Annotated in this window: 20 protein-coding genes and 1 pseudogene; 12 read left to right on the top strand and 9 right to left on the bottom strand. The window is 38.7% G+C overall.

Annotation, left to right across the window (positions count from 1 at the left end):
• Positions 1 to 99: 99 nt before the first annotated feature.
• The 4 genes from AC6H22_RS07440 to purL all read right to left on the bottom strand — a co-directional run bounded on the left by AC6H22_RS07440 (position 100) and on the right by purL (position 7217).
• Complete coding sequence (locus AC6H22_RS07440) at positions 100 to 918, bottom strand: DUF4435 domain-containing protein (RefSeq protein ID WP_497515591.1); 819 nt, start codon at positions 916 to 918, stop codon at positions 100 to 102.
• Positions 915 to 2207, bottom strand: coding sequence for an AAA family ATPase (locus AC6H22_RS07435; protein WP_497515590.1), 1293 nt, complete (start codon positions 2205 to 2207; stop codon positions 915 to 917). The genes AC6H22_RS07440 and AC6H22_RS07435 overlap by 4 nt, the downstream gene beginning before the upstream one ends.
• Positions 2208 to 2490: 283 nt before the next feature.
• Positions 2491 to 3120 carry a YkgB family protein gene (locus tag AC6H22_RS07430; protein WP_497515588.1) on the bottom strand — a complete coding sequence of 210 codons (630 nt, stop codon included), beginning with the start codon at positions 3118 to 3120 and terminating at the stop codon, positions 2491 to 2493.
• Positions 3121 to 3323: 203 nt separating this feature from the next.
• Positions 3324 to 7217 (bottom strand): phosphoribosylformylglycinamidine synthase, encoded by a 3894-nt coding sequence (gene purL, locus AC6H22_RS07425; protein ID WP_497515587.1) that lies wholly within the window; start codon positions 7215 to 7217, stop codon positions 3324 to 3326.
• 174 nt (positions 7218 to 7391) lie between these two features.
• On the opposite strand from purL, the gene AC6H22_RS07420 reads away from it, so the two are divergent.
• The gene (locus tag AC6H22_RS07420; protein ID WP_005625648.1) at positions 7392 to 8189 is read left to right on the top strand and encodes an SAM-dependent methyltransferase; all 798 of its coding nucleotides are present in this window, start codon (positions 7392 to 7394) and stop codon (positions 8187 to 8189) included.
• 122 nt (positions 8190 to 8311) lie between these two features.
• Positions 8312 to 9163 (top strand): Slam-dependent surface lipoprotein, encoded by an 852-nt coding sequence (locus AC6H22_RS07415; RefSeq protein ID WP_497512751.1) that lies wholly within the window; start codon positions 8312 to 8314, stop codon positions 9161 to 9163.
• Positions 9164 to 9265: 102 nt separating this feature from the next.
• On the opposite strand, the pseudogene AC6H22_RS07410 reads toward AC6H22_RS07415, so the two are convergent.
• The 3 genes and pseudogenes from AC6H22_RS07410 to lexA form a co-directional block, all read right to left on the bottom strand.
• Positions 9266 to 9967, bottom strand: a pseudogene (locus AC6H22_RS07410) (phosphoribosylformylglycinamidine synthase); the annotation flags it as partial.
• A 130-nt stretch (positions 9968 to 10097) separates the two neighbouring features.
• On the bottom strand, positions 10098 to 10922 hold the full coding sequence (gene dapF / locus AC6H22_RS07405; RefSeq protein ID WP_005626330.1) for a diaminopimelate epimerase: 825 nt from the start codon (positions 10920 to 10922) through the stop codon (positions 10098 to 10100).
• A 142-nt stretch (positions 10923 to 11064) separates the two neighbouring features.
• Entirely contained in the window at positions 11065 to 11688 is a 624-nt protein-coding gene (lexA, locus tag AC6H22_RS07400) for a transcriptional repressor LexA (protein WP_005632942.1), read from the bottom strand.
• Between the two features lie 174 nt (positions 11689 to 11862).
• Here lexA and plsB point away from each other — a divergent pair, with 174 nt between their 5' ends.
• Positions 11863 to 14292: a glycerol-3-phosphate 1-O-acyltransferase PlsB gene (gene plsB, locus AC6H22_RS07395; RefSeq protein ID WP_005626326.1), complete on the top strand. Its 2430-nt coding sequence runs from the start codon at positions 11863 to 11865 to the stop codon at positions 14290 to 14292.
• A gap of 158 nt (positions 14293 to 14450) precedes the next feature.
• On the opposite strand, the gene AC6H22_RS07390 is transcribed toward plsB, so the two are convergent.
• Positions 14451 to 14627, bottom strand: coding sequence for a hypothetical protein (locus AC6H22_RS07390; protein ID WP_155397211.1), 177 nt, complete (start codon positions 14625 to 14627; stop codon positions 14451 to 14453).
• Positions 14628 to 14928: 301 nt separating this feature from the next.
• On the opposite strand from AC6H22_RS07390, the gene AC6H22_RS07385 reads away from it, so the two are divergent.
• From AC6H22_RS07385 to AC6H22_RS07365, 5 genes are read left to right on the top strand one after another with little or no spacing between them, the layout of a single operon-like run.
• Positions 14929 to 16845 carry an ABC transporter ATP-binding protein gene (locus AC6H22_RS07385; RefSeq protein ID WP_118817517.1) on the top strand — a complete coding sequence of 639 codons (1917 nt, stop codon included), beginning with the start codon at positions 14929 to 14931 and terminating at the stop codon, positions 16843 to 16845.
• A 9-nt stretch (positions 16846 to 16854) separates the two neighbouring features.
• Positions 16855 to 17391: a DNA topoisomerase family protein gene (locus AC6H22_RS07380; protein WP_005626642.1), complete on the top strand. Its 537-nt coding sequence runs from the start codon at positions 16855 to 16857 to the stop codon at positions 17389 to 17391.
• Between the two features lie 15 nt (positions 17392 to 17406).
• Entirely contained in the window at positions 17407 to 17958 is a 552-nt protein-coding gene (gene tsaC / locus AC6H22_RS07375; protein ID WP_005626640.1) for an L-threonylcarbamoyladenylate synthase type 1 TsaC, read from the top strand.
• A 3-nt stretch (positions 17959 to 17961) separates the two neighbouring features.
• Positions 17962 to 18780 (top strand): shikimate dehydrogenase, encoded by an 819-nt coding sequence (aroE, locus tag AC6H22_RS07370; RefSeq protein ID WP_118817516.1) that lies wholly within the window; start codon positions 17962 to 17964, stop codon positions 18778 to 18780.
• Positions 18777 to 19334, top strand: a complete 558-nt coding sequence (locus AC6H22_RS07365) for a DNA-3-methyladenine glycosylase I (RefSeq protein WP_118817515.1) — start codon at positions 18777 to 18779, stop codon at positions 19332 to 19334. Before aroE ends, AC6H22_RS07365 begins: the two co-directional genes overlap by 4 nt.
• Here the strand turns inward: AC6H22_RS07365 and AC6H22_RS07360 are convergent.
• Positions 19331 to 20095, bottom strand: coding sequence for a glycosyltransferase family 2 protein (locus AC6H22_RS07360; RefSeq protein ID WP_118817514.1), 765 nt, complete (start codon positions 20093 to 20095; stop codon positions 19331 to 19333). The genes AC6H22_RS07365 and AC6H22_RS07360 overlap by 4 nt on opposite strands.
• A 62-nt stretch (positions 20096 to 20157) precedes the next feature.
• Here AC6H22_RS07360 and waaA point away from each other — a divergent pair, with 62 nt between their 5' ends.
• The 4 genes from waaA to rep are packed head-to-tail and all read left to right on the top strand — an operon-like array spanning position 20158 to position 24138.
• Positions 20158 to 21441 carry a lipid IV(A) 3-deoxy-D-manno-octulosonic acid transferase gene (waaA, locus tag AC6H22_RS07355; protein ID WP_005626632.1) on the top strand — a complete coding sequence of 428 codons (1284 nt, stop codon included), beginning with the start codon at positions 20158 to 20160 and terminating at the stop codon, positions 21439 to 21441.
• A complete protein-coding gene (coaD, locus tag AC6H22_RS07350) occupies positions 21438 to 21908 on the top strand; it encodes a pantetheine-phosphate adenylyltransferase (protein ID WP_005626630.1) in 471 nt (156 codons plus the stop codon). The genes waaA and coaD overlap by 4 nt, the downstream gene beginning before the upstream one ends.
• Entirely contained in the window at positions 21905 to 22117 is a 213-nt protein-coding gene (locus AC6H22_RS07345; RefSeq protein ID WP_005626628.1) for a YceK/YidQ family lipoprotein, read from the top strand. The genes coaD and AC6H22_RS07345 overlap by 4 nt, the downstream gene beginning before the upstream one ends.
• A gap of 5 nt (positions 22118 to 22122) precedes the next feature.
• On the top strand, positions 22123 to 24138 hold the full coding sequence (gene rep / locus AC6H22_RS07340) for a DNA helicase Rep (protein WP_118817513.1): 2016 nt from the start codon (positions 22123 to 22125) through the stop codon (positions 24136 to 24138).
• Positions 24139 to 24185 lie beyond the last annotated feature (47 nt).

The raw sequence follows: 24185 nt of genomic DNA, 5'->3' as shown, positions 1-24185 counted from the left end.
AACTTTTTGTCTCTCCTTAATATATCTGACTAAAAGAATTCTATATAAATTATGTAGCTAGTGAATAAATTTCAGAAAAAGTTTATATTCTAGAAAGCCCTAATGTAGATTATTGCACATTCTTAAGTAATGGTTTTTTCTATTGCTATCAGCTAAAATAGAATCTTTTAAAGTCGCAAATCCTAACGCCATCAGAGCATCTAATGAAAGCGAATTTCTAAAGTTTAATCTTAGGAACTTACTAACTAGACTCATAAAAAAATGACCTTTTATATCGTGTGTTGGTATGTAACTTATGCTATTAATATCTTCTTCTATACTAGGATACTCATTCTTAACCTCATTAAATCTAACATCTATTCTCGCATGATTAATATCACCATTCTTCTGAGTAAATTCATCGCAAGATTTCCCTAATATTCCAATTCCATATTCATTCTTTTGCACGACTATATCCAATTTAATTAGTTTTTGAAAACCATTTGTCATAGCATCTAACCAATCGTTCACAACTTCAACATTCGATGTTTCATCACTCTTAGATAAATTAGAAAAAATAGTAAGTATATTTTTATCAGAGAACAAACAATTTTCTATAGAGTGTCCAAATGTATATAGTACATTTTTATGCTCTACTTTCTGCCCCTTATAAATTAAATAATCAGAGTCTCTTGCAATTATAATGGATTTATTTAGCTCTCCACTAACTAGCTTTTTTATTTTATCATCTAAAACCCCACACCCTCGAACATCATCTTCATATCTGAAACTGAAACTTTTCTCTTTAGCAAATAAACAGAAGATTTTTTTCCAAAAAAACTCATCATCTTTATCTTCTACAAATACAACATAATCTGTTTCAGTAAATTGAGATAAAGTATTTACTGCATCCATTGAATAAATTAAATCATCTGTCATAATAACTCTCTTTTTATTTCACTCATTTTTTTAATCTTTGACTTATATTTCCCTGCAATTTCAGGGGAATGTGTAGCGACAATAATCTGAGCATTAGGATTTAAAGAGAGAACTGATGATATAATTTCCCTTTGCCATTCTATATGTAGTGATATTTCTGGCTCATCAGCTAAAAATATGCAATTAGATTCTCTTTGTAATAGGGCCTCAATTAGAAGTATCAATAGTTGTTTTTCGCCTGATGATAATTTAAACAATGAGACTTCCTCACCTGAAGATAGCAAAAAAACCAACTCACCTTTTTTAAATTCAAAATTCTTATTAGTAAATGACTTAATTATACTTATAAATTTGTTGTTATTATTAAAAATAGCCTCATTTTCCTTCTCTGCATTGCTAGATAATTCAATTATTCTATCTGTGACTTTTTTTGCTTCTAATATGGGTGACGGAAATTCAAAATTATTAAAATCAACTTTAAATTCAAATTCTTTTTTAATTTCTTCAATTTTATTAATCTCTTTAAAGACAATCTCAATATGCCTATCTATTTTTTTAGAAACCTCATCATCATAAAACCCAAACCGCTTATAAGCATTTTGTAATTTTTCTTTTTCTTTTTCTTTATCTAGACCTTTATTGTTTTTTGATTTTGTGGTTTTCCCCTCATTCGTATATAGTAAAGAGAGCAGAACACCTCTTTGTAAATTCTCTGATATTTTTTTAGAGTTTTGTGTTAATTCTAATTGATATTTACCTAGCTCAATTAGCAACTCATTAAGATAAAAATCAGTTGGCGATAGCATTCCTTTTCTATAAAGATTTCCCCTTTCCCGCTCCCTTTCATATTCATAATTTTTTCTATTTCTATAAACAGATAATGAGAAAAGCTTGATATATTTGTTTATATTATCCTTAAGTTGTTCATATCTATCAAAATATCTTCGTCTAACATAAGAGGGAGCATCTCCCATTGGGAGATTCAAATCATATTCGTTCCCATCTATAACATAAGTGACATTAAATCTAAAATCATCTTCATTTTTTATAACCTTAATCTCTTTTTCTTCCTCATTATTTACTAAAGATAAAGTCACCTCATTAAATTCATTATCTCTTAACTCATCAAAATCTAGAGATAATACAGCATGTAGTATATTCATGAACGTTGTTTTACCCGTTCCATTCTTACCAATAATAATATTAATATCATTATTAAATTCACTACTACATACATACTCCCCCCAAAAACCTTTTATAGATATATATTTAATCTTAAATTCAGACATTTAAACCTCCTAATAAATCCACTCAAAGACATATAACTTATACCTTTATGAAAAACACTTAATTATATATCAATAATTATTTTCATGCTTAAATCCTCACCCTATAATTTCAAAAAATTTCTTATTCAAGAATTACCAAAAGCCTATTCCTTTAATATCATAAGATTTACTAAACATAGTAATATACATATTTTAAGTGTTATATTATCGGAATAATTAGCATATAAATAATTTAGTAAAAAGGCTTGCCATTTATCCCAGCAAGCCTTCCAAAATAACGCAATTAAGCAAATTGTTTTTTATTCTCTAAATAGCGTTTTGCACATTCTGCTGCGGCAACTAAGCCGCCTGCCATCATAATAATATCTTTAATCACGAGTCGGCCAGCACCTGAGAGGTATGGGAAGCCATAATTAGGTGTTGGGAAGTCCCCACCTAAATTCGGCACCCAGGTTTCTGGCGTAAATATCAGGAACGACAGCGTGACTATCGACATACCAAAGGTGAGTAAACCACCGAATAAACCTAATGTTGGAGACCAAATGCCTGCTAATACTAAAATACCAATTGTCACAATGATTGTGCCAATAATATAAGAAGCTGTATAGGTGCCATTAGCTTTATGCCATTCAATATTTTTTGCGACCATTTTGCCTTCAGGGTTTTTATATAAGGTATATTCTTTTACTAAAACACCCTTATCATTTTCTACCATATTCGCTCCATTTTTGTAAAGGAAGCTTAAGAAAGGGCTATTTGACACAAAATGTGCGATACCGTCTGCCTCATATTGGCAAACTTTTAAGCCACCAATCCAAACCATCACCACACAAATAGCAATACGGATAAAGTTAATAAATTGACGTTGCAATGGCGCAACAATATTAGCTAGCAATGTAACTAAACTACTCATTAAGAACTCCTCATATAGTTCAATTGATATTACGGACAAAATATCCAAGAATTTTTATATAAAGTATTTATATAAATCATTAACAATATTACTCTCTAATATTGTTGGCATTTTTTTATTGATCAGATTTATACAATAAAAAAAGAGATACCAATTTAATAGTATCTCTTATTTTTGATTAATTTTCTGTGAGCTATCTCACATTATTTGAAATTCACTCTCGCATTTCTAAAAATTCGCATCCAAGCACCATCTTCAGACCAATCTTCTGGGTACCATGAGTTGCTCACGGCACGGAATACACGTTCTGGGTGTGGCATCATCGCAGCAATACGGCCATCCACGTTAGAAATTGCAGTAATCCCTAATGCCGAACCATTCGGGTTGGCAGGATAGGTTTCTGTTACACTCAAATGGCTGTCGATATACTGCGCTACAATCAAGTTTTGCGCTTGAAGTGCGGTCAAATTCTCAGGTGTTTTGAATTCTACGCGTCCTTCACCATGAGAAACGGCAATCGGCATATGTGAACCAGCCATGCCTTTAAACCACAATGAGTTGGTGTCGTTGATTTTCACCATCGCAGCACGCGCTTCAAAACGTTCTGATTTATTACGCACGAAACGTGGCCAGTTTTCTGCACCAGGAATAATTTCCGCAAGGGTGGAGATAAATTGACAGCCGTTACATACGCCTAATGAAAGCGTGTTTTCATTGGCGAAGAATTGGCTGAATTGATCGCGTAATTGTGGGTTAAATAAAATGGATTTCGCCCAGCCGCCACCAGCGCCTAATACGTCACCGTAAGAGAAGCCACCACAGGCGACCATCGCATTGAAGTCGTTTAAGTTGTAACGGCCTGCCATTAAATCGCTCATGTGAACATCAATCGCCGCAAAGCCAGCACGATCAAAAGCAGCCGCCATTTCAACGTGACTGTTTACGCCCTGTTCACGCAATACGGCTACTTTTGGTTTCACACCTTGGCTGATGTAAGGGGCTGCAATATCTTCATTCACATCATAAGTTAAATGAGCGGATAAGCCTTTGTTGTCCGTTGCTTTTTTCGCTTCAAATTCTTGGTCAGCACATTCTGGATTATCGCGTAAGCGTTGCATTTGGTGAGTGAGTTCTGCCCAAATGCCGCGTAATTCAGAGCGTTTTTCGCTTAATAGTTTTTTGCTACCGCGCGTGATTTCAAAACGATCTTCTGAGCTTACAGAACCGAGTTCATAAGTTAAGCCAAGCAAGTCATGGGCTTTTAATACCTCACGCACAGCGCTTAATTCGCTTTCTGATACTTGGATTACCGCACCTAATTCTTCATTGAATAACACGGCTAAATCATTGTCGCCTAATGCCGAAATATCCACATCGACACCACAGTTACCCGCAAATGCCATTTCTGCAAGCGTGGTAATTAAACCACCGTCTGAACGGTCGTGGTAAGCCAATAATTTATGCTCAGCCACTAATGCTTGCATTGCATCGAAGAAGTTTTTCAATGTGGCGACATTTACCACATCGGCTGGTTTGTCACCTAATTGTTTATATACTTGCGCAAGTGCGGTCGCGCCTAAGCGATTTTTTCTTTCGCCTAAATCAATCAACAATAAACGGCTTGCATCTTTGTCTATGCGTAATTGAGGTGTCACGGTTTTGCGGACATCTTCCACTCGGGCAAAAGATGAAATCACTAAAGAAAGCGGTGCGGTGACGGATTTTTTCTCGCCATTTTCTTCCCAAGTGGTTTTCATCGACATGGAGTCTTTACCCACTGGAATAGTAATGCCTAATGCCGGGCAAAGCTCTTCACCGACTGCTTTTACCGCTTCATATAAGCCAGCGTCTTCACCACCATGACCTGCCGCAGACATCCAGTTTGCAGACAGTTTAATGCGTTTAATATCACCAATGTTGGTGCCCGCAATGTTGGTAATGGATTCAGCCACCGCTAAACGTGCAGATGCCCCAAAATCTAATAATGCCACGGGTGCACGTTCGCCCATTGCCATGGCTTCGCCGTGATAGCTGTCTAATGATGCGGTGGTGACTGCCACATCAGATACTGGAATTTGCCATGGGCCGACCATTTGATCACGCGCCACCATACCGGTTACCGAACGGTCGCCAATAGTGATTAAGAAGGTTTTTTCTGCCACCACTGGTAAGCGTAATACGCGATGAAACGCTTCTTTTAATTGAATATTTTCTGTTGCAAGCGGTCGATTTTCGACAGTTTTTGACGAAACCTCACGCGTCATTTTCGGGGTTTTGCCTAATAACACATTCATTGGCAAATCAATTGGATTATTGTCAAAATGGCTATCGTGTAAGGTTAAATGTTTCTCTTCCGTTGCCTCACCAATGACCGCAAATGGCGCGCGCTCACGTTCACAAAGTGCGGTAAATAATTCGAGTTTTTCTGGCGCAACCGCTAAGACATAACGTTCTTGCGATTCGTTACACCAAATTTCTAATGGCGACATGCCTTTTTCATCGCAAAGGATGGAGCGTAAATCAAATTTACCGCCACGTTCACCATCGTGAACCAATTCAGGCATTGCGTTGGATAAACCACCCGCACCCACATCGTGGATAAAGAGAATTGGGTTTTCATCACCTAATTGCCAGCAGCGGTCAATCACCTCTTGGCAACGGCGTTCCATTTCTGGGTTTTCACGTTGAACAGAGGCAAAATCTAGATCTTCTTTTGATTTCCCGCTGTCCATCGAAGACGCTGCGCCACCGCCTAAGCCGATGTTCATGGCTGGGCCACCTAATACGATCAATTTCGCACCAACAGGGATTTCACCTTTTTGAACGTGTTCGCCACGAATATTACCGATACCGCCCGCTAACATAATCGGCTTGTGATAACCACGCACTTCTTCACCATTGAAGCTATTAACTTTCTCTTCATAGGTACGGAAATAACCTAATAACGCAGGGCGACCGAACTCGTTGTTAAATGCTGCGCCACCTAATGGGCCTTCAATCATAATATCTAAGGCTGAAGCAATACGGTTTGGTTTAGAAAGCGGATTTTCCCAAGGTTGTTCAAAGTTTGGAATGATAAGGTTTGATACGGAGAAACCAGTTAAACCTGCTTTTGGCTTTGCCCCACGACCTGTTGCGCCTTCATCACGAATTTCACCGCCTGAACCTGTTGCAGCACCCGGGAATGGTGAAATTGCGGTTGGGTGGTTGTGGGTTTCCACTTTCATTAAGATATGTGCATCTTCATTGTGATAGCGATATTGCCCATCTTGGTCAGCAAAGAAACGGCCGACTTTTGAACCTTCCATCACCGCAGCATTATCTTTATAGGCTGAAAGCACGAAATCAGGGGTTTTCTCAAAGGTATTTTTAATCATTTTAAACAGGGATTTATCCTGTTTTTTGCCGTCGATAATCCAATCTGCATTAAAGATTTTATGGCGGCAGTGCTCAGAGTTGGCTTGCGCGAACATATAAAGTTCAATATCGTGTGGATTGCGCCCTAATTGAGTGAAGTTTTCCACCAAATAATCAATTTCATCTTCTGCCAGTGCCAAACCTAATTCTACGTTAGCTGTGACCAAGGCTTCACGTCCACCTTTCAAAATATCCACGGTTTTAAATGGTTTCGGATCTTGATGACGGAATAAGATCTCTGCATCTTCAGGACGACGCATCACTGTTTCCATCATTCGGTCATGTAAAAGTGCGGTCAATTTTTCTGTTGTTTTTTCATCAAGCGGTTGGCTTAACTCAAAATAATATGTCAAACCTCGCTCAATGCGCTCCACTTCACTTAAACCACAGTTATGCGCAATATCGGTTGCTTTAGAAGACCAAGAAGAAATCGTGCCAACGCGTGGAATCACGATAAAAGTTTCGCCTTTGGCATCGTGTTCTGCCAAAGTTGGACCGTAATGTAACAACGCTTTTAGTTTTGCTTCCTGAGCGCTAACAAGTGGTCGATTTAATTCCACAAAATGCAAATATTCCGCATAAACCGATTTCACCGGTAATTGATTTTGTTGGAATTTTTGCATTAAGCCTTGAATACGGAATTCAGAAAGGGCGGGTGAGCCACGAAAAGTTTGAAACATACGGGTACCTTTGAGTTGTGTTTGAGGTGAAAATCGCGGGCTATTATAAAGGAAAAACACCAAAACGAAAACGTTTGCGTCAATCATTTTCAAATGATTTTCAGTGGGAGAAAGCATATAATCAGCAAGCAATTCAAAACAATCTGAAAACTAACCGCACTTTGGGGCGTCACAATGATCATCAACGACATCAATTTCAACGATCTCTATCAACAACATCTAAAAGCCTGTAATCACTATAATCTTCCACCAACAAAGTGGGATAAAAAAGCCACTAAAATGGCTGAGAATTTAGTGGGCAAACCAAGCCGTTATAATGAAACGTTACTCAAAGCCATGAATGTGCAACCTGATGAAACCGTATTAGATATCGGCTGTGGCCCCGGAACGTTTGTTATTCCTTTAGCCCAACAATGCCAAGCTGTGTATGCCCTCGATTACAGCCAAGGCATGTTAGAGATGGTTCAGCAATATAAAGAAAAGCATCAACTGAATAATATTACCCTTCTACATAAATCATGGTCGGATAACTGGGATGATGTGCCTCAAGCGGATGTGATACTCGCCTCTCGCTCTACGCTTGTAGATGATTTGGATGACATGATTGAAAAGCTGCAAAGTAAGGCAAAAAAACGCGTCTTTTTAACCTCGGTGACACAACGCCATTTTCTCGATGAAGGTGTATTTGAAGCTATTGGCTGTGATGATGTAGGCTTCCCAACTTATATTTATTTAGTTAATCGCCTTTACCAAAAAGGCATTCACGCGAATGTGAGTTTTATTGAAACCGAATCAGGCCATTTCCAAGGCGAAACCTTTGAAGATTTATTAAATTCTGTGGAGTTTTCTCTCGGCAATCTCACCGAAAAAGAAAAACAAAGTTTGTCTCAATTCTATCAACAAAAACAAATAAACAATGAACCGATAAAACACGGACAATGCAAATGGGCGTTGATTTGGTGGGAGGTTTAATAAAATATAAGTATTGTAATTTACTTTTAAATTAAAACACTTAACCTTATAAAATTAACTAACTTATAGACAAATTGAATTTCTAATGATACAGTCCAGTCTGATACCCTTGAAGGTATTTTATGGCTACTTTTTCAATAAGGAATATTAGTATGTTTTCTTTAAATCATGTTTTAAAATTTGGTTCAACATTATTGATAGCTTTCGCATTATCTGGTTGTAGTAGCGGTAATGGTAGCAATAATGACAATCACGAAAATACTGCACCGACTAACAATCAAGTAGAACAAAATAGCTCTGGCGCTCCTATTAATAGCAATGAAACCCAACAAACACAAAAAACAGAAACAGGTGCTGCCCTTGTAATATCTGGTAGCAATAATAACTTTTCTGGTCAGCGCATAGCTATAGATAACTATAACACCACTAGTATCAATGTTGATGGTACTAATGTAGTAATTGGATATCCAGGGATTCAATCAGGTAGTTGGTCAAAAATTACCGCAAATGGAAGAAAATTAGAAACATGCTGTGGTAGTTATTCTGACACTCGTTTTGGTATAGCTAATAGTTTAGACGGTAATAGCAATAGTTATTTATTCTATAATGGAAACCCTACATCCGATATGCCGACAAGTGGTCAAGCATCCTATTTAGGTAAGGCTATTATCATTGCCGATATTCCAACACTAAATGGTAAAGATTCCTATGCTGCTAATTCACAATTTAATGTTGACTTTGGTAATAAATCATTTAATGGTTCATTAGATATTAATGATATCCGAGCTATAAATATAGATGGATATATTTCAGGAAATAATTTAAGCGGATATGCGAGCTCCTCTATTAATTACTCGATGCCTACATCACCAGTAGAGGGTAAATTTTATGGTGAACAAGCAAAAGAACTGGCCGGTTTAATACAATCTAAAGATAATAGCTGGGGCGCAGTATTTGGTGCCAAGAAACAATAATTAATAAAAAAACAATAAAGCAAGCTTTCGCTTGCTTTATTTTTATAAAAAAACTAGATAATAATTAATAAATTAAAGAATCTCTAATAACTTCGAAAAGTCATCAAACACCCAATCTGGGTTTGATTCAGCAATCGGAATGTTGTAGCGGTATTTGGCAGAGTTGGCTTGCGCGAACATATAAAGTTCAATATCGTGCGGATTGCGCCCTAATTGGGTGAAGTTTTCCACCAAATAATCAATTTCATCTTCGGCCAGTGCTAAACCTAATTCTACGTTAGCTGTGACCAAGGCTTCACGTCCGCCTTTTAAAATATCCACGGTTTTAAACGGTTTCGGATCTTGATGACGGAATAAAATTTCCGCATCTTCAGGACGACGCACCACAGTTTCCATCATTCTGTCGTGTAAAAGTGCGGTCAATTTTTCTGTTGTTTTTTCATCAAGCGGTTGGCTTAACTCAAAATAATACGCCAAACCACGCTCAATACGCTCCACTTCACTTAAACCACAATTATACGCAATGTCCGTCGCTTTAGAAGATCAAGAAGAAATCGTGCCAACGCGTGGAATCACGATAAAAGTTTCGCCTTTGGCATCGTGTTCTGCCAAGGTCGGGCCGTAATGTAACAATGCTTTTAACTTAGCTTCTTGCTCGCTAACAAGCGGTCGATTTAATTCCACAAAATGCAAATATTCCGCGTAAACCGATTTTACCAGTAATTGATTTTGTTGGAATTTTTGCATTAAACCTTGAATACGGAATTCAGAAAGGGCGGGTGAGCTACGAAAAGTTTGAAACATAAGGGGGTCCTTTAATGAGGATAGGAATGAAAATCGAGGGGTATTATAAAGGATATTTTTAGAAACGAAAACGTTTGCGTGAGCTGAAAATAAAATCCCCATCTTTAAGAATTTGATGGGGATAAGAAGATTAAAGGGTTATAAAACCATCATATACATGGGTTGCTTCGCCAGTCATATAAAGTGGATGACCAATGCCATCCCATTCAATGATTAATGAACCGCCTGGCAAATCGACTTGAACTCGATTGTTCAATAAACCTTGCATAATTCCAACTGCAACAGCTGCACAAGCGCCACTTCCACAGGCTTGCGTTTCTCCTGCACCGCGTTCATAAACTCTAAGTTTAATATGCTCTTTATTGATGATTTGCATAAAACCAGCATTGACACGTTCGGGAAAGCGTTCGTGACTTTCTAGCAAGGGACCGAGCTGTTCAACATTTGCTGTTTTAATATCATCTACTTGTACAACACAATGAGGATTGCCCATTGAAACGGCACCACATAAGACGGTTTGAATATCCGTGCGTAGGATGTAATTTTTCTCGAATTTATTTGCGGTAAATGGAATTTTTGCTGGCTCCCAAATAGGCTCACCCATATTCACACGAATTTGGTTATCGTCTTTTACTGTTAGAACCATATTGCCTTTTTGCGTGCTAACCGCGATGTCTTTTTTGTTAGTTAGCCCTTTTAATGTCACAAAACGAGCAAAACAGCGGGCACCATTTCCGCATTGCGAAACTTCACTTCCATCGGCATTGAAAATGCGATAATGAAAGTCGAGTTCGGGATCATAAGGTGGTTCAACAAGCAAAAGCTGATCAAAACCAATTCCACGGTGGCGATCAGCTAAGCGTTGAATGGTTTCTGACGTAAAAAAAACATTTTGAGTAACACCATCAACCACAACAAAATCGTTGCCTAATCCGTGCATTTTGGAAAACTGCATTTTTCCATCCTTTATTTAAATTCAAGATTGATTGCATTATAGAGAGCGGTAAAAAGAATGGCAAATTCAGAATTTTAGATTAAGAAAAGTGCTGTAAAACACAGGAAATTTTTACCGCACTTTATTTGCTAGTTTACTCAGATTACATCCAAGCATTATTGCGAATGATCCCTACTGCAATACCTTCAATTTCAAAGTTTTCTTGTTCTTCAAGATTTACCACGATTGGATCAAATTCTTCATTTTCTGCGTGTAGATAAATGATAGAACCTTTTTTCTCAAGGCGTTTTACCGTCACTTCATCTTCAATACGGGCAACGACAATTTGTCCATTACGTACATCCTTGGTGCTATGTACAGCTAATAAATCACCATCTAAGATACCAATGTCTTTCATGGATTGACCATAAACTTTTAGTAAGAAATCTGCTTGTGGTTTAAACATATCGGCATCTACACGATAAGTTGCTTCGATATGTTGTTCTGCAAGAATCGGTTCTCCAGCAGCTACGCGGCCAACGAGTGGTAAACCATCAAATTCTTCATTTGCGCTATTGTCTAAAATGCGGATACCGCGAGATGCGCCTGGAATAATTTCAATCGCACCTTTGCGTGAAAGTGCTTTTAAATGTTCTTCTGCAGCATTGGGTGATTTAAAGCCTAATTCTCGAGAGATTTCGGCTCGTGTTGGTGGCATGCCTGTTGTTTCTAAATGACGTTTTAATAAATCCAACACTTCTTGTTGGCGAGCTGTTAATGGTCTCATATACACTCCTGTTTTTAAATACAGATAACTGGTATTGTATACAGATTACGTGAAGTTGCAATAGTTATTTTTTAAATCTGTGTATTAGGTCACATTCTGTCACTAAATTTTTTAAAGCGGTTGAGATCGGATGTGTTAAAATATTTCAAATTTACAACAAAGAGAAAATTTATCATGGCAAATTTTGTAAATATGTATCGTCAATTATTGAGCTTGCCTCTGTCAGTATTAGTGAAAAATAATCCAATTCCAGCCAATCCGATAGAAGAGCTTTCTCTCAATATTCATCAACCTGTTGTTTATGTTTTGCCTTATACCTCTCAAACCGATTTCGTTATTTTCCGTCGAAATTGTTTAGCGTTAGGTTTACCTGATCCTGCTGAGAAAAATGAAATTGATGGTGTGAAGTTGCCTCGTTATGTGTATTTAGATGAGGGACGCCGCATTTTTAAATCGAAAGGTGCGAAAGATGAAACCACCACGATTTTCAATAAATACCTCGAATTACACCGCACTTCTGAGAGTTTAGATGTGCAACTTATTCCAGTTTCTGTTCTTTGGGGGCGTTCTCCTGGGCATGAAGATAAATCCGGTTTGCCTAACTTGCGTTTGTTAAATGGCATGCAAAAAACTTTTGCTGCTATTTGGTTTGGTCGTGATACTTTTGTGCGTTTTTCTCAAGCCGTTTCATTACGTTATATGGTGAATGAGCATGGCTCGGATGAAAAAATTGCGCAAAAGCTGGCTCGAGTGGCAAAAATGCATTTTGCCAAACAGCGCATTTCTGCGACAGGCCCGCGTTTACCGAATCGCCAAGCTATGTTTAATAAATTATTGCAATCAGAAGCGATTCAACGTGCGATTGAAGATGAAGCAAAATCGAAAAATATCAGTATTGAAAAAGCGCAAAAAGAAGCGCATAAGATTTTGGATGAAATCGCAGCAGATGTAAGCCATTCAAGTTTACGAGCCGCTGATCGTTTTTTACGTTGGCTTTGGAATAAACTTTATTCTGGTATTGATGTACAAAATGCAGATCGTGTACGTAAATTAGCACTTGAAGGTCATGAGATTGTTTATGTGCCTTGTCACCGTAGTCATATCGACTATTTATTGCTTTCTTACGTGCTTTATCATCAAGGGCTTGTTCCGCCTCATATCGCAGCAGGAATTAATTTAAATTTCTGGCCTGTGGGTAGAATGTTCCGCAGTTGGGGCGCATTCTTTATTCGCCGCACTTTTAAAGGAAACAGATTATATTCTGCAATCTTCCGCGAATATTTATCAGAGTTATTCCATCGTGGTTATTCGGTAGAATATTTTATTGAGGGTGGTCGTTCTCGCACTGGCCGTTTACTTGCGCCAAAAACAGGCATGATGTCGATGACTCTTCAAGCGTTGCAGCATAATCAAACTCGTCCAATTTCTGTTGTGCCAGTTTATGTAGGCTATGAGCACGTATTAGAAGTAGATACTTACGCAAAAGAATTACGTGGTGCGGCGAAAGAAAAAGAAAATGCAGGTTTGGTTCTTCGAGTAATAAAAAAATTACGTAATCTTGGTCAAGGTTTTGTGAATTTTGGTGAGCCAATTACACTTTCCAACTACTTGAATCAACATTTCCCTGATTGGAAAGAGCAAAACCACGAAGAAAAACCACAATGGTTTGCTCCAGCAGTTGATTCTATATCAAAACAAGTAATGGTGAACATTAATAAAGCTGCCGCGGTGAATGCGATGAATTTAGTTGGGACGGCATTATTGTCTTCTCGTCAGCGTGCACTTTCTCGTGAGCAACTTTTAGAACAACTGGCAAGTTATCAACAATTACTACAAAACGTGCCTTATTCCGCAGATGTTGTATTGCCAACGGCTACGCCTGAAATGATGTTAAATCATGTACTAACGCTTGATCGTGTTGGTGTGTTAGTCGAAAAGGATAACTTTGGGGAAATTGTGCGTTTGGAACGCGCATCAGCCGTTTTGATGACTTACTATCGCAATAATATTCAACACTTATTTGTATTGCCATCTTTAGTTGCAAGCACCATCCTGCATTATGAGGCGATTCAAAAAGATTTATTAGTTGAAGCTGTCGGCAAGATTTATCCGTTCTTAAAAGGCGAGTTATTCTTGCACTTTAGTGAAGAAGAGTTAAAAACTCAAATTCACCAAATTATTGATGAATTTGCGCGCCAACAGGTGATTAACTCTAATGATAATTTCTTATCTATCAATAAATCAAAAGTACGTATTTTACAACTTTGGTCTGCGGGAATGCGTGAAATCTTGCAGCGTTACTACATTACGGTGACAATTTTGCAAAAACAACCAGATATTTCACGTGCAGAACTTGAGAAAGAAAGTCAACTTGTTGCACAACGTTTATCTGTATTGCATGGTATTAATGCGCCAGAGTTCTTTGATAAAGCCGTCTTTTCTATGTTCATTGCAAATTTGAAAGAGCAAGGTTATTTTGATGAATCAGGCAATGGCAATCTTGAAAAAATAGAATATTTGGCCTCAACGCTTTCTCATTTGATTTCAACGGAAATTTGTTTGACTGTCAAAGGAACGGTTGAAAAAGCGGAAGAGCACGCTTAAGTTAGATTTAAATTTTAGGAGCATCATTTGATGCTCCTTTTTTATCTTAGCTATATAAAAAAGTACGGTGAATTTGGAACTATTTCCCAAAAGTTGGGCTAAACAAACCAAGAATTGAGGTGTAGATTTTATTATGAGTCAGCTCTACACAATTGAACTTAAATTATAGGTTTTCTACCTATTTGATTGATTATTCTAGTTAGCTCACTAATTCTATTATTAAGATAATTTTGTGTTTTTTCATTCACTTCAATCTTTGTGTCTATATTAGAAATTTCTTTTTCTGCAGCAGTTTTTTCAGCAATAGTTTGCGTCAAGCCATTTGTTGCTGTCACAGTATTATTATAACCAGTTATGACGCCATTTTTTCCCGTAACAAGATTACCTTCACCTGTAGTAGAAGGAGAAGAATTTGCAATATGAGAATAAAGTGGCAGAGTAAATAATAGAGAAAAGGCTAAATGTTAGGGGGTAAATAGAAATTTTTTCAAAATATCCTCCGTTATTGTTTAATAAAGAGGGGAAATAGAGTTTGATTGAAAAACAATAAAAAATGTCTTTTAACTAAATTTTGTTCTGTTTTATATATTCTGTAGAATACGGTTTATTTGCGTTAAATTAAGATGTATTTCAACAATGATTGTATTTAGTAATCTGTCCTTAAAACGAGGGCAAACGGAACTTCTCGAAAATGCTTCTGCTACGATTAACCCCAAGCAAAAAGTCGGTTTGGTGGGGAAGAATGGTTGTGGAAAATCTTCGCTTTTTGCCTTATTAAAAAAAGAATTAACGCCAGAGGGCGGAGAGATAAATTATCCAGCAAATTGGCGGGTCTCTTGGGTGAATCAAGAAACGCCTGCATTGGATATTCCCGCCATTGATTATGTGATTCAAGGGGATCGTGAATATTGCCGTTTGCAGCAGGAACTTAATGAAGCCAATGAACGTAATGATGGCCATGCGATTGCGCGTATTCACGGGCAATTAGAAACCTTGGATGCGTGGACAATTCAATCTCGCGCAGCTTCTTTATTGCATGGTTTAGGATTTAGTCAAGAAGAAGCCAGCCAGCCAGTGAAGGCTTTTTCGGGCGGTTGGCGGATGCGTTTGAATTTGGCGCAAGCTCTGCTTTGTCCGTCAGATTTCTTATTACTTGATGAACCGACGAACCATTTGGATTTGGATGCGGTTATTTGGTTAGAACGTTGGTTAGTACAATATCAAGGCACCTTGGTATTAATTTCTCACGACCGTGATTTTCTCGATCCGATTGTGACGAAAATTCTCCATATCGAAAACCAGAAACTCAACGAATACACGGGTGATTATTCTTCCTTTGAAGTGCAACGAGCAACTAAACTGGCTCAACAAACAGCGATGTATCGTCAGCAACAACAAAAGATCTCTCATTTACAAAAATATATCGACCGCTTTAAAGCCAAAGCGACCAAAGCCAAACAAGCACAAAGCCGCATGAAAGCCTTAGAGCGTATGGAACTGATTGCACCGGCTTATGTGGATAATCCTTTTACTTTTGAATTCCGTCCACCACTATCCTTGCCGAATCCTTTAGTGATGATTGAGCAGGCGAGCGCAGGTTATGGCAACGGTGAAAGTGCGGTAGAAATTTTAAGTAAAATTAAGCTGAATTTAGTACCGGGTTCGCGCATTGGTTTGCTCGGGAAAAATGGTGCAGGAAAATCAACCTTAATCAAATTGTTAGCCGGCGAGCTCACCGCTCTTTCCGGTACAGTACAATTAGCTAAAGGCGTGCAACTTGGCTATTTTGCTCAGCATCAATTAGATACTTTGCGCGCAGACGAGTCTGCTCTGTGGCATATGCAAAAACTCGCACCTGAGCAAACGGAGCAACAGGTTCGAGATTATTTGGGCAGTTTTGCGTTCCACGGTGATAAAGTAAATCAAGCAGTGAAATCTTTTTCTGGAGGAGAAAAAGCCCGCTTGGTGTTGGCTTTGATTGTTTGGCAACGCCCGAATTTGTTATTACTTGATGAACCAACTAACCATTTGGATTTGGATATGCGTCAGGCATTAACGGAAGCGTTGGTGGATTACGAAGGTTCTTTGGTGGTGGTGTCTCACGATCGTCATTTATTACGTAATACCGTGGAAGAATTTTATTTGGTTCACGATAAAAAAGTGGAAGAATTTAAAGGCGATTTAGAAGACTATCAAAAGTGGCTGAATGAACAAAATAGCACATCTGAAAATAAAGTTTCGGAAAACGTTGGCGATAATGAAAATTCGGTTCAAAATCGTAAGGAACAAAAACGCCGTGAAGCAGAGTTACGCCAACAAACTGCGCCATTACGTAAAAAAATCACGCAATTAGAAGAAAAAATGAATAAATTTTCTTCTGAGCTTGCGAACATAGAAAATCAACTGGCCGATGCCGAATTATATAATGCCGAAAATAAAGAAAAATTGACCGCACTTTTGGCTCAACAAGTGGATGTGAAGAAAGCATTAGATGATGTCGAAACGGAATGGATGACCGCACAGGAAGAATTGGAAGAAATGCTTCAAGCATAAGGATAGATTATGAATCAAAGCCTTTTTCATCATAGCAAACAACAGGAATATTGCCCTCAATGTGGTGCGCCTTTACAAATTAAACAAGGCAAAAAAAGGCTGTTTTTAGGTTGCTCTGCTTATCCTGAATGTGATTATTTGCGTCCTTTGCAACGGGCGGAGCATAAAGTATTAAAAACACTTGATGAAATTTGCCCAAAGTGCGGTAATTTATTGCAGTTGAAACAAGGCAGTTTTGGGATGTTTATTGGTTGTAGCCATTATCCTGAATGTGATTTTGTGGTGCGGGAAGAATCTGAATCTGAGGAAAAAATTACTTGTCCTGAATGTAAAACGGGGCATTTGATTTCTCGTCGAGGTCGTCAAGGAAAAATTTTTTACGGCTGTGATAATTTCCCTAAATGTAAATTTTCTTTGCCTGCCAAGCCTTATACCGTGCCTTGCCCAATGTGCCATTTCCCACTTTCTTTGTTAAAAGTCGAAGATGGGGAAAAACAAATTTTCCAGTGTGCAAATAAAACTTGCCGTTATATTTTTGAGCAATAAAAGTAAAAGAGTAAAATGAATAGAGAACAAATCGCTGAGGCCCTTCGACAAAATCAAGTGGTCGCTTATCCCACTGAAGCTGTATTTGGCTTGGGATGTAATCCGCAAAGTGAAAGTGCGGTAAAAAAATTACTTGATTTAAAGCAACGCCCAGTGGAAAAAGGGCTGATTTTAGTGGCGCCTAGCTTGGATTTTTTCCGTCCTTTTGTCGATTTTGAGCAGATTAACGATGAACAGCTTTTTCGCCTGCAAGGTAAATATGAACGCCCAACTACTTGGATTGTGCCAGCTAAATCCACCACTCCGCATTTTCTCACAGGCAAATTTGATAGCATTGCAATACGTTTGTGCGATCACCCATCTGTGAAAGCCTTATGTGAACTCACGGGTTTTACATTAACTTCAACGAGTGCAAACCTAACAGGAGAGCCACCTTGCCGCACCTCCGATGAAGTGCGGTTACAATTCGGTGCGGATTTTCCAGTATTAGATGAAATTGTGGGAGATGCGCGTAATCCATCAGAAATTCGAGACTTGCGCACAAATCAACTTTTTAGACAAGGATAATTTATGGATCTTTATGCTGTGTGGGGCAATCCGATTGTGCAAAGTAAATCGCCATTAATTCAAAGTCAGTTAGCAGCACAAACCCATCAAACCATAGAATACATTGCAAAATTAGGCGATCTTGATGCTTTTGAACAACAGCTTTTGGCATTTTTCGATGAGGGGGCGAAAGGTTGCAATATTACTTCGCCTTTTAAAGAACGAGCTTATCTACTGGCAGACGAATATAGCCAACGAGCAAAACTGGCGGAAGCCTGCAATACGCTAAAAAAACTCGATGATGGAAAGCTTTATGCGGATAACACTGATGGGATCGGTTTGGTGACAGATTTACAACGTTTAAATTGGCTTCACCCAAATCAGCGTATATTAATGTTAGGAGCGGGAGGAGCAACAAAAGGCGTATTATTGCCACTTTTACAAGCTCAACAAAATATTGTCCTTGCCAACCGCACTTTTTCGAAAGCCAAAGAATTAGCTGAAAGATTTCAGCCTTACGGCAATATTCAAGCGGCCTCAATGGATTCTATTCCGCTACAAACTTATGATTTAGTGATTAATGCGACTTCAGCTGGATTAAGTGGTGGAACAGCTCCAGTTGATACTGAAATTTTAAAATTGGGCTCGGCTTTTTACGATATGCAATATGCGAAAGGCATAGACACGCCATTTATCGCATTATGCAAAAGTTTAGGTTTAAGCAATGTTAGCGATGGCTTTGGAATGTTGGTCGCGCAAGCCGCCCATTCTTTCCATTTATGGCGAGGCGTAATGCCAGATTTTGTCGCGGTTTATGAGCAGCTTAAAAAGGAGATGTTATGATTACTCGATGCCCTTGGGTTGGCGAACAACCTATTTATATTGATTATCATGACAAGGAATGGGGAAAGCCTGAATTCGACAGCCAAAAGCTATTTGAAAAAATTTGTTTGGAAGGGCAACAAGCGGGACTTTCGTGGATTACGGTTTTGAAAAAACGTGAATCTTACCGTGAGGCTTTTCATCAATTTAATCCGAAAAAAATTGCAAAAATGACCGCACTTGATATTGATGCTTGTATGCAAAATACAGGATTAATTCGCCATCGAGCTAAGTTAGAAGCCATCGTTAAAAATGCGAAAGCTTATTTGGCGATGGAAAAGTGCGGTGAAAATTTCAGTGATTTTATTTGGTCATTTGTGAATCATAAACCGATTGTCAATGATGTGCCTGATTTGCGAACTGTACCAACTAAAACAGAAGCATCTAAAGCACTTTCTAAAGCCTTAAAGAAACGTGGTTTCGTCTTTGTTGGCGAAACCACGTGCTATGCGTTTATGCAGTCCATGGGGTTGGTAGACGATCATTTAAATAATTGTCCTTGCAAAACTCGCTAGTGTGTATGCTGATCGCGCTCCCATAAATCGGCGTATTTTACAAAGGTTGAATGCGCCGATAACACAGCTAATAAAAATCCTTGTTTGCCATCTAAAAAACCCGCTTTTAACAAATACATCTTCACAAAACAGCCGAGTGCGTGGGTGATTCCTTGCCAAAGTGTCGCTTTTTTTCCTTTAGCTTGACGTTGGTCTGCCCATGCTTTTGCATAACCTGCGGATTTCACTAGATAATGATGAATGCTTTTATAAGTGAAATGCTCTAAATCACCTGTCAATTTTTCTACTTTTGTCCCAGCAGGAAATTCGACTTTTTCATGTACCAATGAATCGTTATATTGCGCATAGTTTGTGCGATAGAGGCGAATCACATAATCGGGATACCATCCTGAATGGCGAATTTCATGTCCAAAGACTTCACTCACTCGTGGAATTTCATAAACGGTATTTTCTCGATCATTTTTAACCGCACTTAAAATAGCCTGTTGTAGCTTGGGTGTAACGCGTTCGTCTGCATCTAACCAGAGTACATAATCACTGGTTACATATTGTTGGGCTAATTGGCGTTGTTTACCAAAGCCAGGCCAGTCTCTATTTTCATAGAATTTCGCCCCATAACTGAGCGCAATTTCTTTAGTGTTATCTGTGCTACCGGAATCTAGAATGATAATTTCATCCACCCAATCTTTTACGGTGTCTAAGCAATTGGCGAGGTCTTGTGCTTCATTTTTTACAATCATCGCAACGCTAATTGTAGGCATATTTTCAATCCTTTTTTTGCTATACTAGCCGAAATCTTTTCAAGTATAACCGAATTTCATTTATGTGGCGTTTTTTTTATACGAGCTTGATGTATCTGATTCAACCGTTAGTGCTACTCTTTATGTGGCTACGCGGATTTAAGGCACCGAATTACCGAAAAAGGCTTGGTGAGCGTTATGGTTTTTATGCTTTACTGACACCGCCTGAAACTGGTGGTATTGTTATTCATGCGGCATCAGTGGGCGAGGTTATTGCTGCTACGCCACTTGTGCAAAAACTCCAACAAAATTACCCGCACTTACCTATTACTTTCACTACAGTTACCCCTACGGGTTCTGATCGTGTCAAAGCGGCTTTTGGCGATAGCGTTTTCCATTGCTATTTGCCTTATGACATACCTTGTGCCATTAATCGTTTTATTGACTTTGTTCAGCCAAAACTTTGTATTGTGATTGAAACCGAACTTTGGCCAAATTTAATCCAACAATTTTCTCGCCGTGGCATCCCTTTTGTGGTGGCAAATGCACGCTTGTCTGCCCGTTCTGCGCGTCGTTATGGAAAAATTAAACCGCGTTTGCAAAATATGTTTTCACAAATTGATTTAATTGCACCTCAAGACAAAATTAGTAGCAATCGTTATTTGGGTTTAGGTTATCGCAAAGATAAATTGAAGGTGACGGGCAATATTAAATATGATCTTGCCATCACGGATGAGTTACGCGAAAAGATTGATGCTTTACGAGCACTTTGGGTAAAAAATCATCCGATTTGGATTGCTGCGAGTACCCATGAAGGCGAAGAGCAAATTATCTTACAAGCACATCGTCAATTATTGGAAAAATACCCAAATTTATTGTTATTGCTCGTTCCGCGCCATCCAGAGCGTTTTAATGTGGTGGCTGATTTACTTAAAAAGGAAAAATTCCAATTTATTTGCCGTTCGACAAATGAGTTACCAAATGAGAATACTCAAGTGATTTTGGGTGATAGCATGGGTGAACTGATGTTGATGTATGGCGTTTCTGATATTGCTTTTGTGGGTGGAAGCCTTGTGAAACATGGTGGACACAATCCACTGGAACCTCTTGCATTTAAAATGCCAGTGATTACTGGCAAGCATACTTTCAATTTCCCTGAGATATTTCGAATGTTGGTGGAAGTACAAGGTGTGCTGGAAGTTAATTCCACAGCAGATGCCTTAGAACGTGCGGTAGAAGCCTTATTAAATTCAAAAGAAGCGAGCGAACGTTTAGGCAATGCAGGCTATGAGGTGCTGATGGAAAACCGAGGGGCATTACAGCGTTTGTTAGATTTATTAAAACCTTATTTGGAGCGCAATGTATGACGAGCGTGATTTATCCCGGTACTTTTGACCCGATTACGAACGGTCATTTAGACATTATTGAAAGAAGTGCGGTGATTTTTCCTCGTGTTTTAGTGGCGGTGGCGAACAGCCCAAGCAAAAAGCCACTATTTTCTTTGGATGAGCGTGTGGAGCTTGTTCGTCAATCTGTTGCGCATTTATCCAATGTTGAGGTGTTTGGTTTTTCTGATTTGTTGGCAAATGTGATTAAACAGCACAATATTTCCGCCATTATTCGCGGCGTACGCACGACAACAGATTTTGAATATGAACTTCAATTGGCTGCGCTTAATCGTTTACTCACAAAAGGCGTAGATAGTCTGTTTTTCCCACCAGCAGAAAAATGGGCGTTTGTTTCTTCCACCATTGTGCGTGAAATTTATTTGCATGGTGGTGATGTTGCTGAGCTAGTACCTGTGTCTGTGTTTAATGCGTTAAAAGCACGATGATAAAAACCTTTATTTTTTTGACCGCACTTATCGCTTTATCTGGTTGTGGTTCCGTGATTAAACTTATCGATCCCACAGAAAAATATACCGCCTATGCTGGGGCTGCTTATGATCTTGAAATGGCTCAACAATGGGGATTTCCAATCTTAGATTTGCCTCTCTCATTTTTATTAGACACTGTATTACTGCCCTATGCGTGGACTCAATAATTCTTATGAAACTCAATCTTCAACAACAACAAGCCGTTGAATATGCGACAGGCCCTTGTCTTGTGCTTGCTGGTGCTGGCTCAGGCAAAACTCGCGTAATCATTAATAAAATTGCCCATTTAATTGAAAAGTGCGGTTATTCTCCAAAACAAATTGCTGCTGTTACTTTCACCAACAAAGCCGCACGCGAGATGAAAGAGCGTGTTGCTCATTCCATTGGCAAAGAACAATCCAAAGGCTTGCTTGTTTCTACTTTTCATACGCTCGGTTTTGACATTATTAAGCTCGAATATAAAGCGTTGGGCTTTAAATCAAATATGACCTTGTTTGACGAACATGATCAATTTGCGTTGTTAAAAGAGCTAACCGCTGATGTGTTAAAAGAAGATAAGGATTTATTGCGTGAGTTAATTTCAGTGATTTCTAACTGGAAGAACGATTTAATTTCGCCAAAACAGGCATTTGCGTTGGCGCGTGATGCAAAATATCAAACTTTTGCAAAATGTTATGAGCGTTACGCCGCACAAATTCGAGCCTACAACGCCCTTGATTTTGATGATTTGATTATGCTTCCGACATTATTGTTCAAGCAAAATGAAGAAGTGCGGTCAAAATGGCAGGCAAAAATTCGTTATTTGTTGGTGGATGAATATCAAGACACCAACACCAGTCAATATGAGCTGATTAAACTTTTAGTGGGTGATCGTGCTTGTTTCACTGTGGTGGGCGATGATGACCAATCTATTTATTCGTGGCGTGGCGCACGACCAGAAAATATGGTGCGTTTACGCGATGATTTCCCTCGTTTGCAAGTGATTAAGCTAGAGCAAAATTACCGTTCAACCCAACGCATTTTGCATTGCGCCAATATCTTGATTGATAACAATGACCACGTGTTTAATAAGAAACTTTTTTCAACCATTGGCGAAGGGGAAAGATTGCTTGTTATCGAAGCAAAAAATGAAGAACACGAAGCAGAGCGGATTGTCGCCGAGTTGATCGCCCATCGTTTTAGCCGTAAAACCAAATATAAAGATTATGCGATTTTGTATCGAGGTAATCATCAATCCCGATTACTCGAAAAAGTACTGATGCAAAACCGTATTCCTTACAAAATTTCAGGCGGTACTTCTTTTTTCTCCCGTGCAGAAATCAAAGATATGATGGCGTACTTGCGCTTGGTGGTGAATCAAGATGATGATGCCGCATTCCTGCGTATTGTGAATACACCGAAACGTGAAATTGGCACCGCGACGTTACAAAAACTTGGAGAGTTGGCTCAAGAAAAACACATCAGTTTATTTGATGCTATTTTTGAGTTTGAACTTATTCAACGCATTACACCAAAAGCCTATGATTCATTGCAAAAATTTGGCCGTTGGATTGTAGAACTTAATGATGAAATTCAACGTTCTGAACCAGAACGTGCGCTACGTTCAATGTTATCCGCGATTCATTACGAAGAATATTTGTATGAATACGCAACAAGCCCTAAAGCGGCAGAAATGCAAAGTAAGAATGTTGCCACGTTATTTGACTGGGTTGCGGATATGTTAAAAGGCAATGAAACCAATGAGCCGATGAATCTTAATCAAGTAGTAACCCGCCTGACATTACGGGATATGTTGGAGCGAGGCGAAGATGATGATGAGAGCGATCAAGTTCAACTGATGACATTGCACGCCTCTAAAGGATTGGAATTTCCTTATGTTTATTTGATCGGTATGGAAGAGGGCATTTTGCCCCACCAAACTAGCATTGATGAAGACAACGTGGAAGAAGAACGCCGTTTGGCTTATGTGGGGATCACAAGAGCGCAAAAAGAACTCACTTTTTCCTTATGTCGTGAGCGCCGTCAATATGGTGAATTAGTTCGCCCAGAACCGAGCCGATTTTTAGCTGAATTACCCAATGATGATGTACTGTGGGAACGCGATAAACCAAAACTAACCACCGAACAAAAACAAGAAAAAACACAAAATCAACTTGATAGATTGAGGGCGATTTTGAAAGGATGTTAGAAAATCTAGCTCAAAATGAAAAGATAGGAGGAAAAGAGCGGTCAGGT

It is taken from the genome of Haemophilus sp. THUN1690 (genome assembly GCF_059704375.1).
The sequence above is the reverse complement of the archived record's forward strand: the minus strand, read 5'-3'. Positions and strand labels throughout refer to the sequence as shown.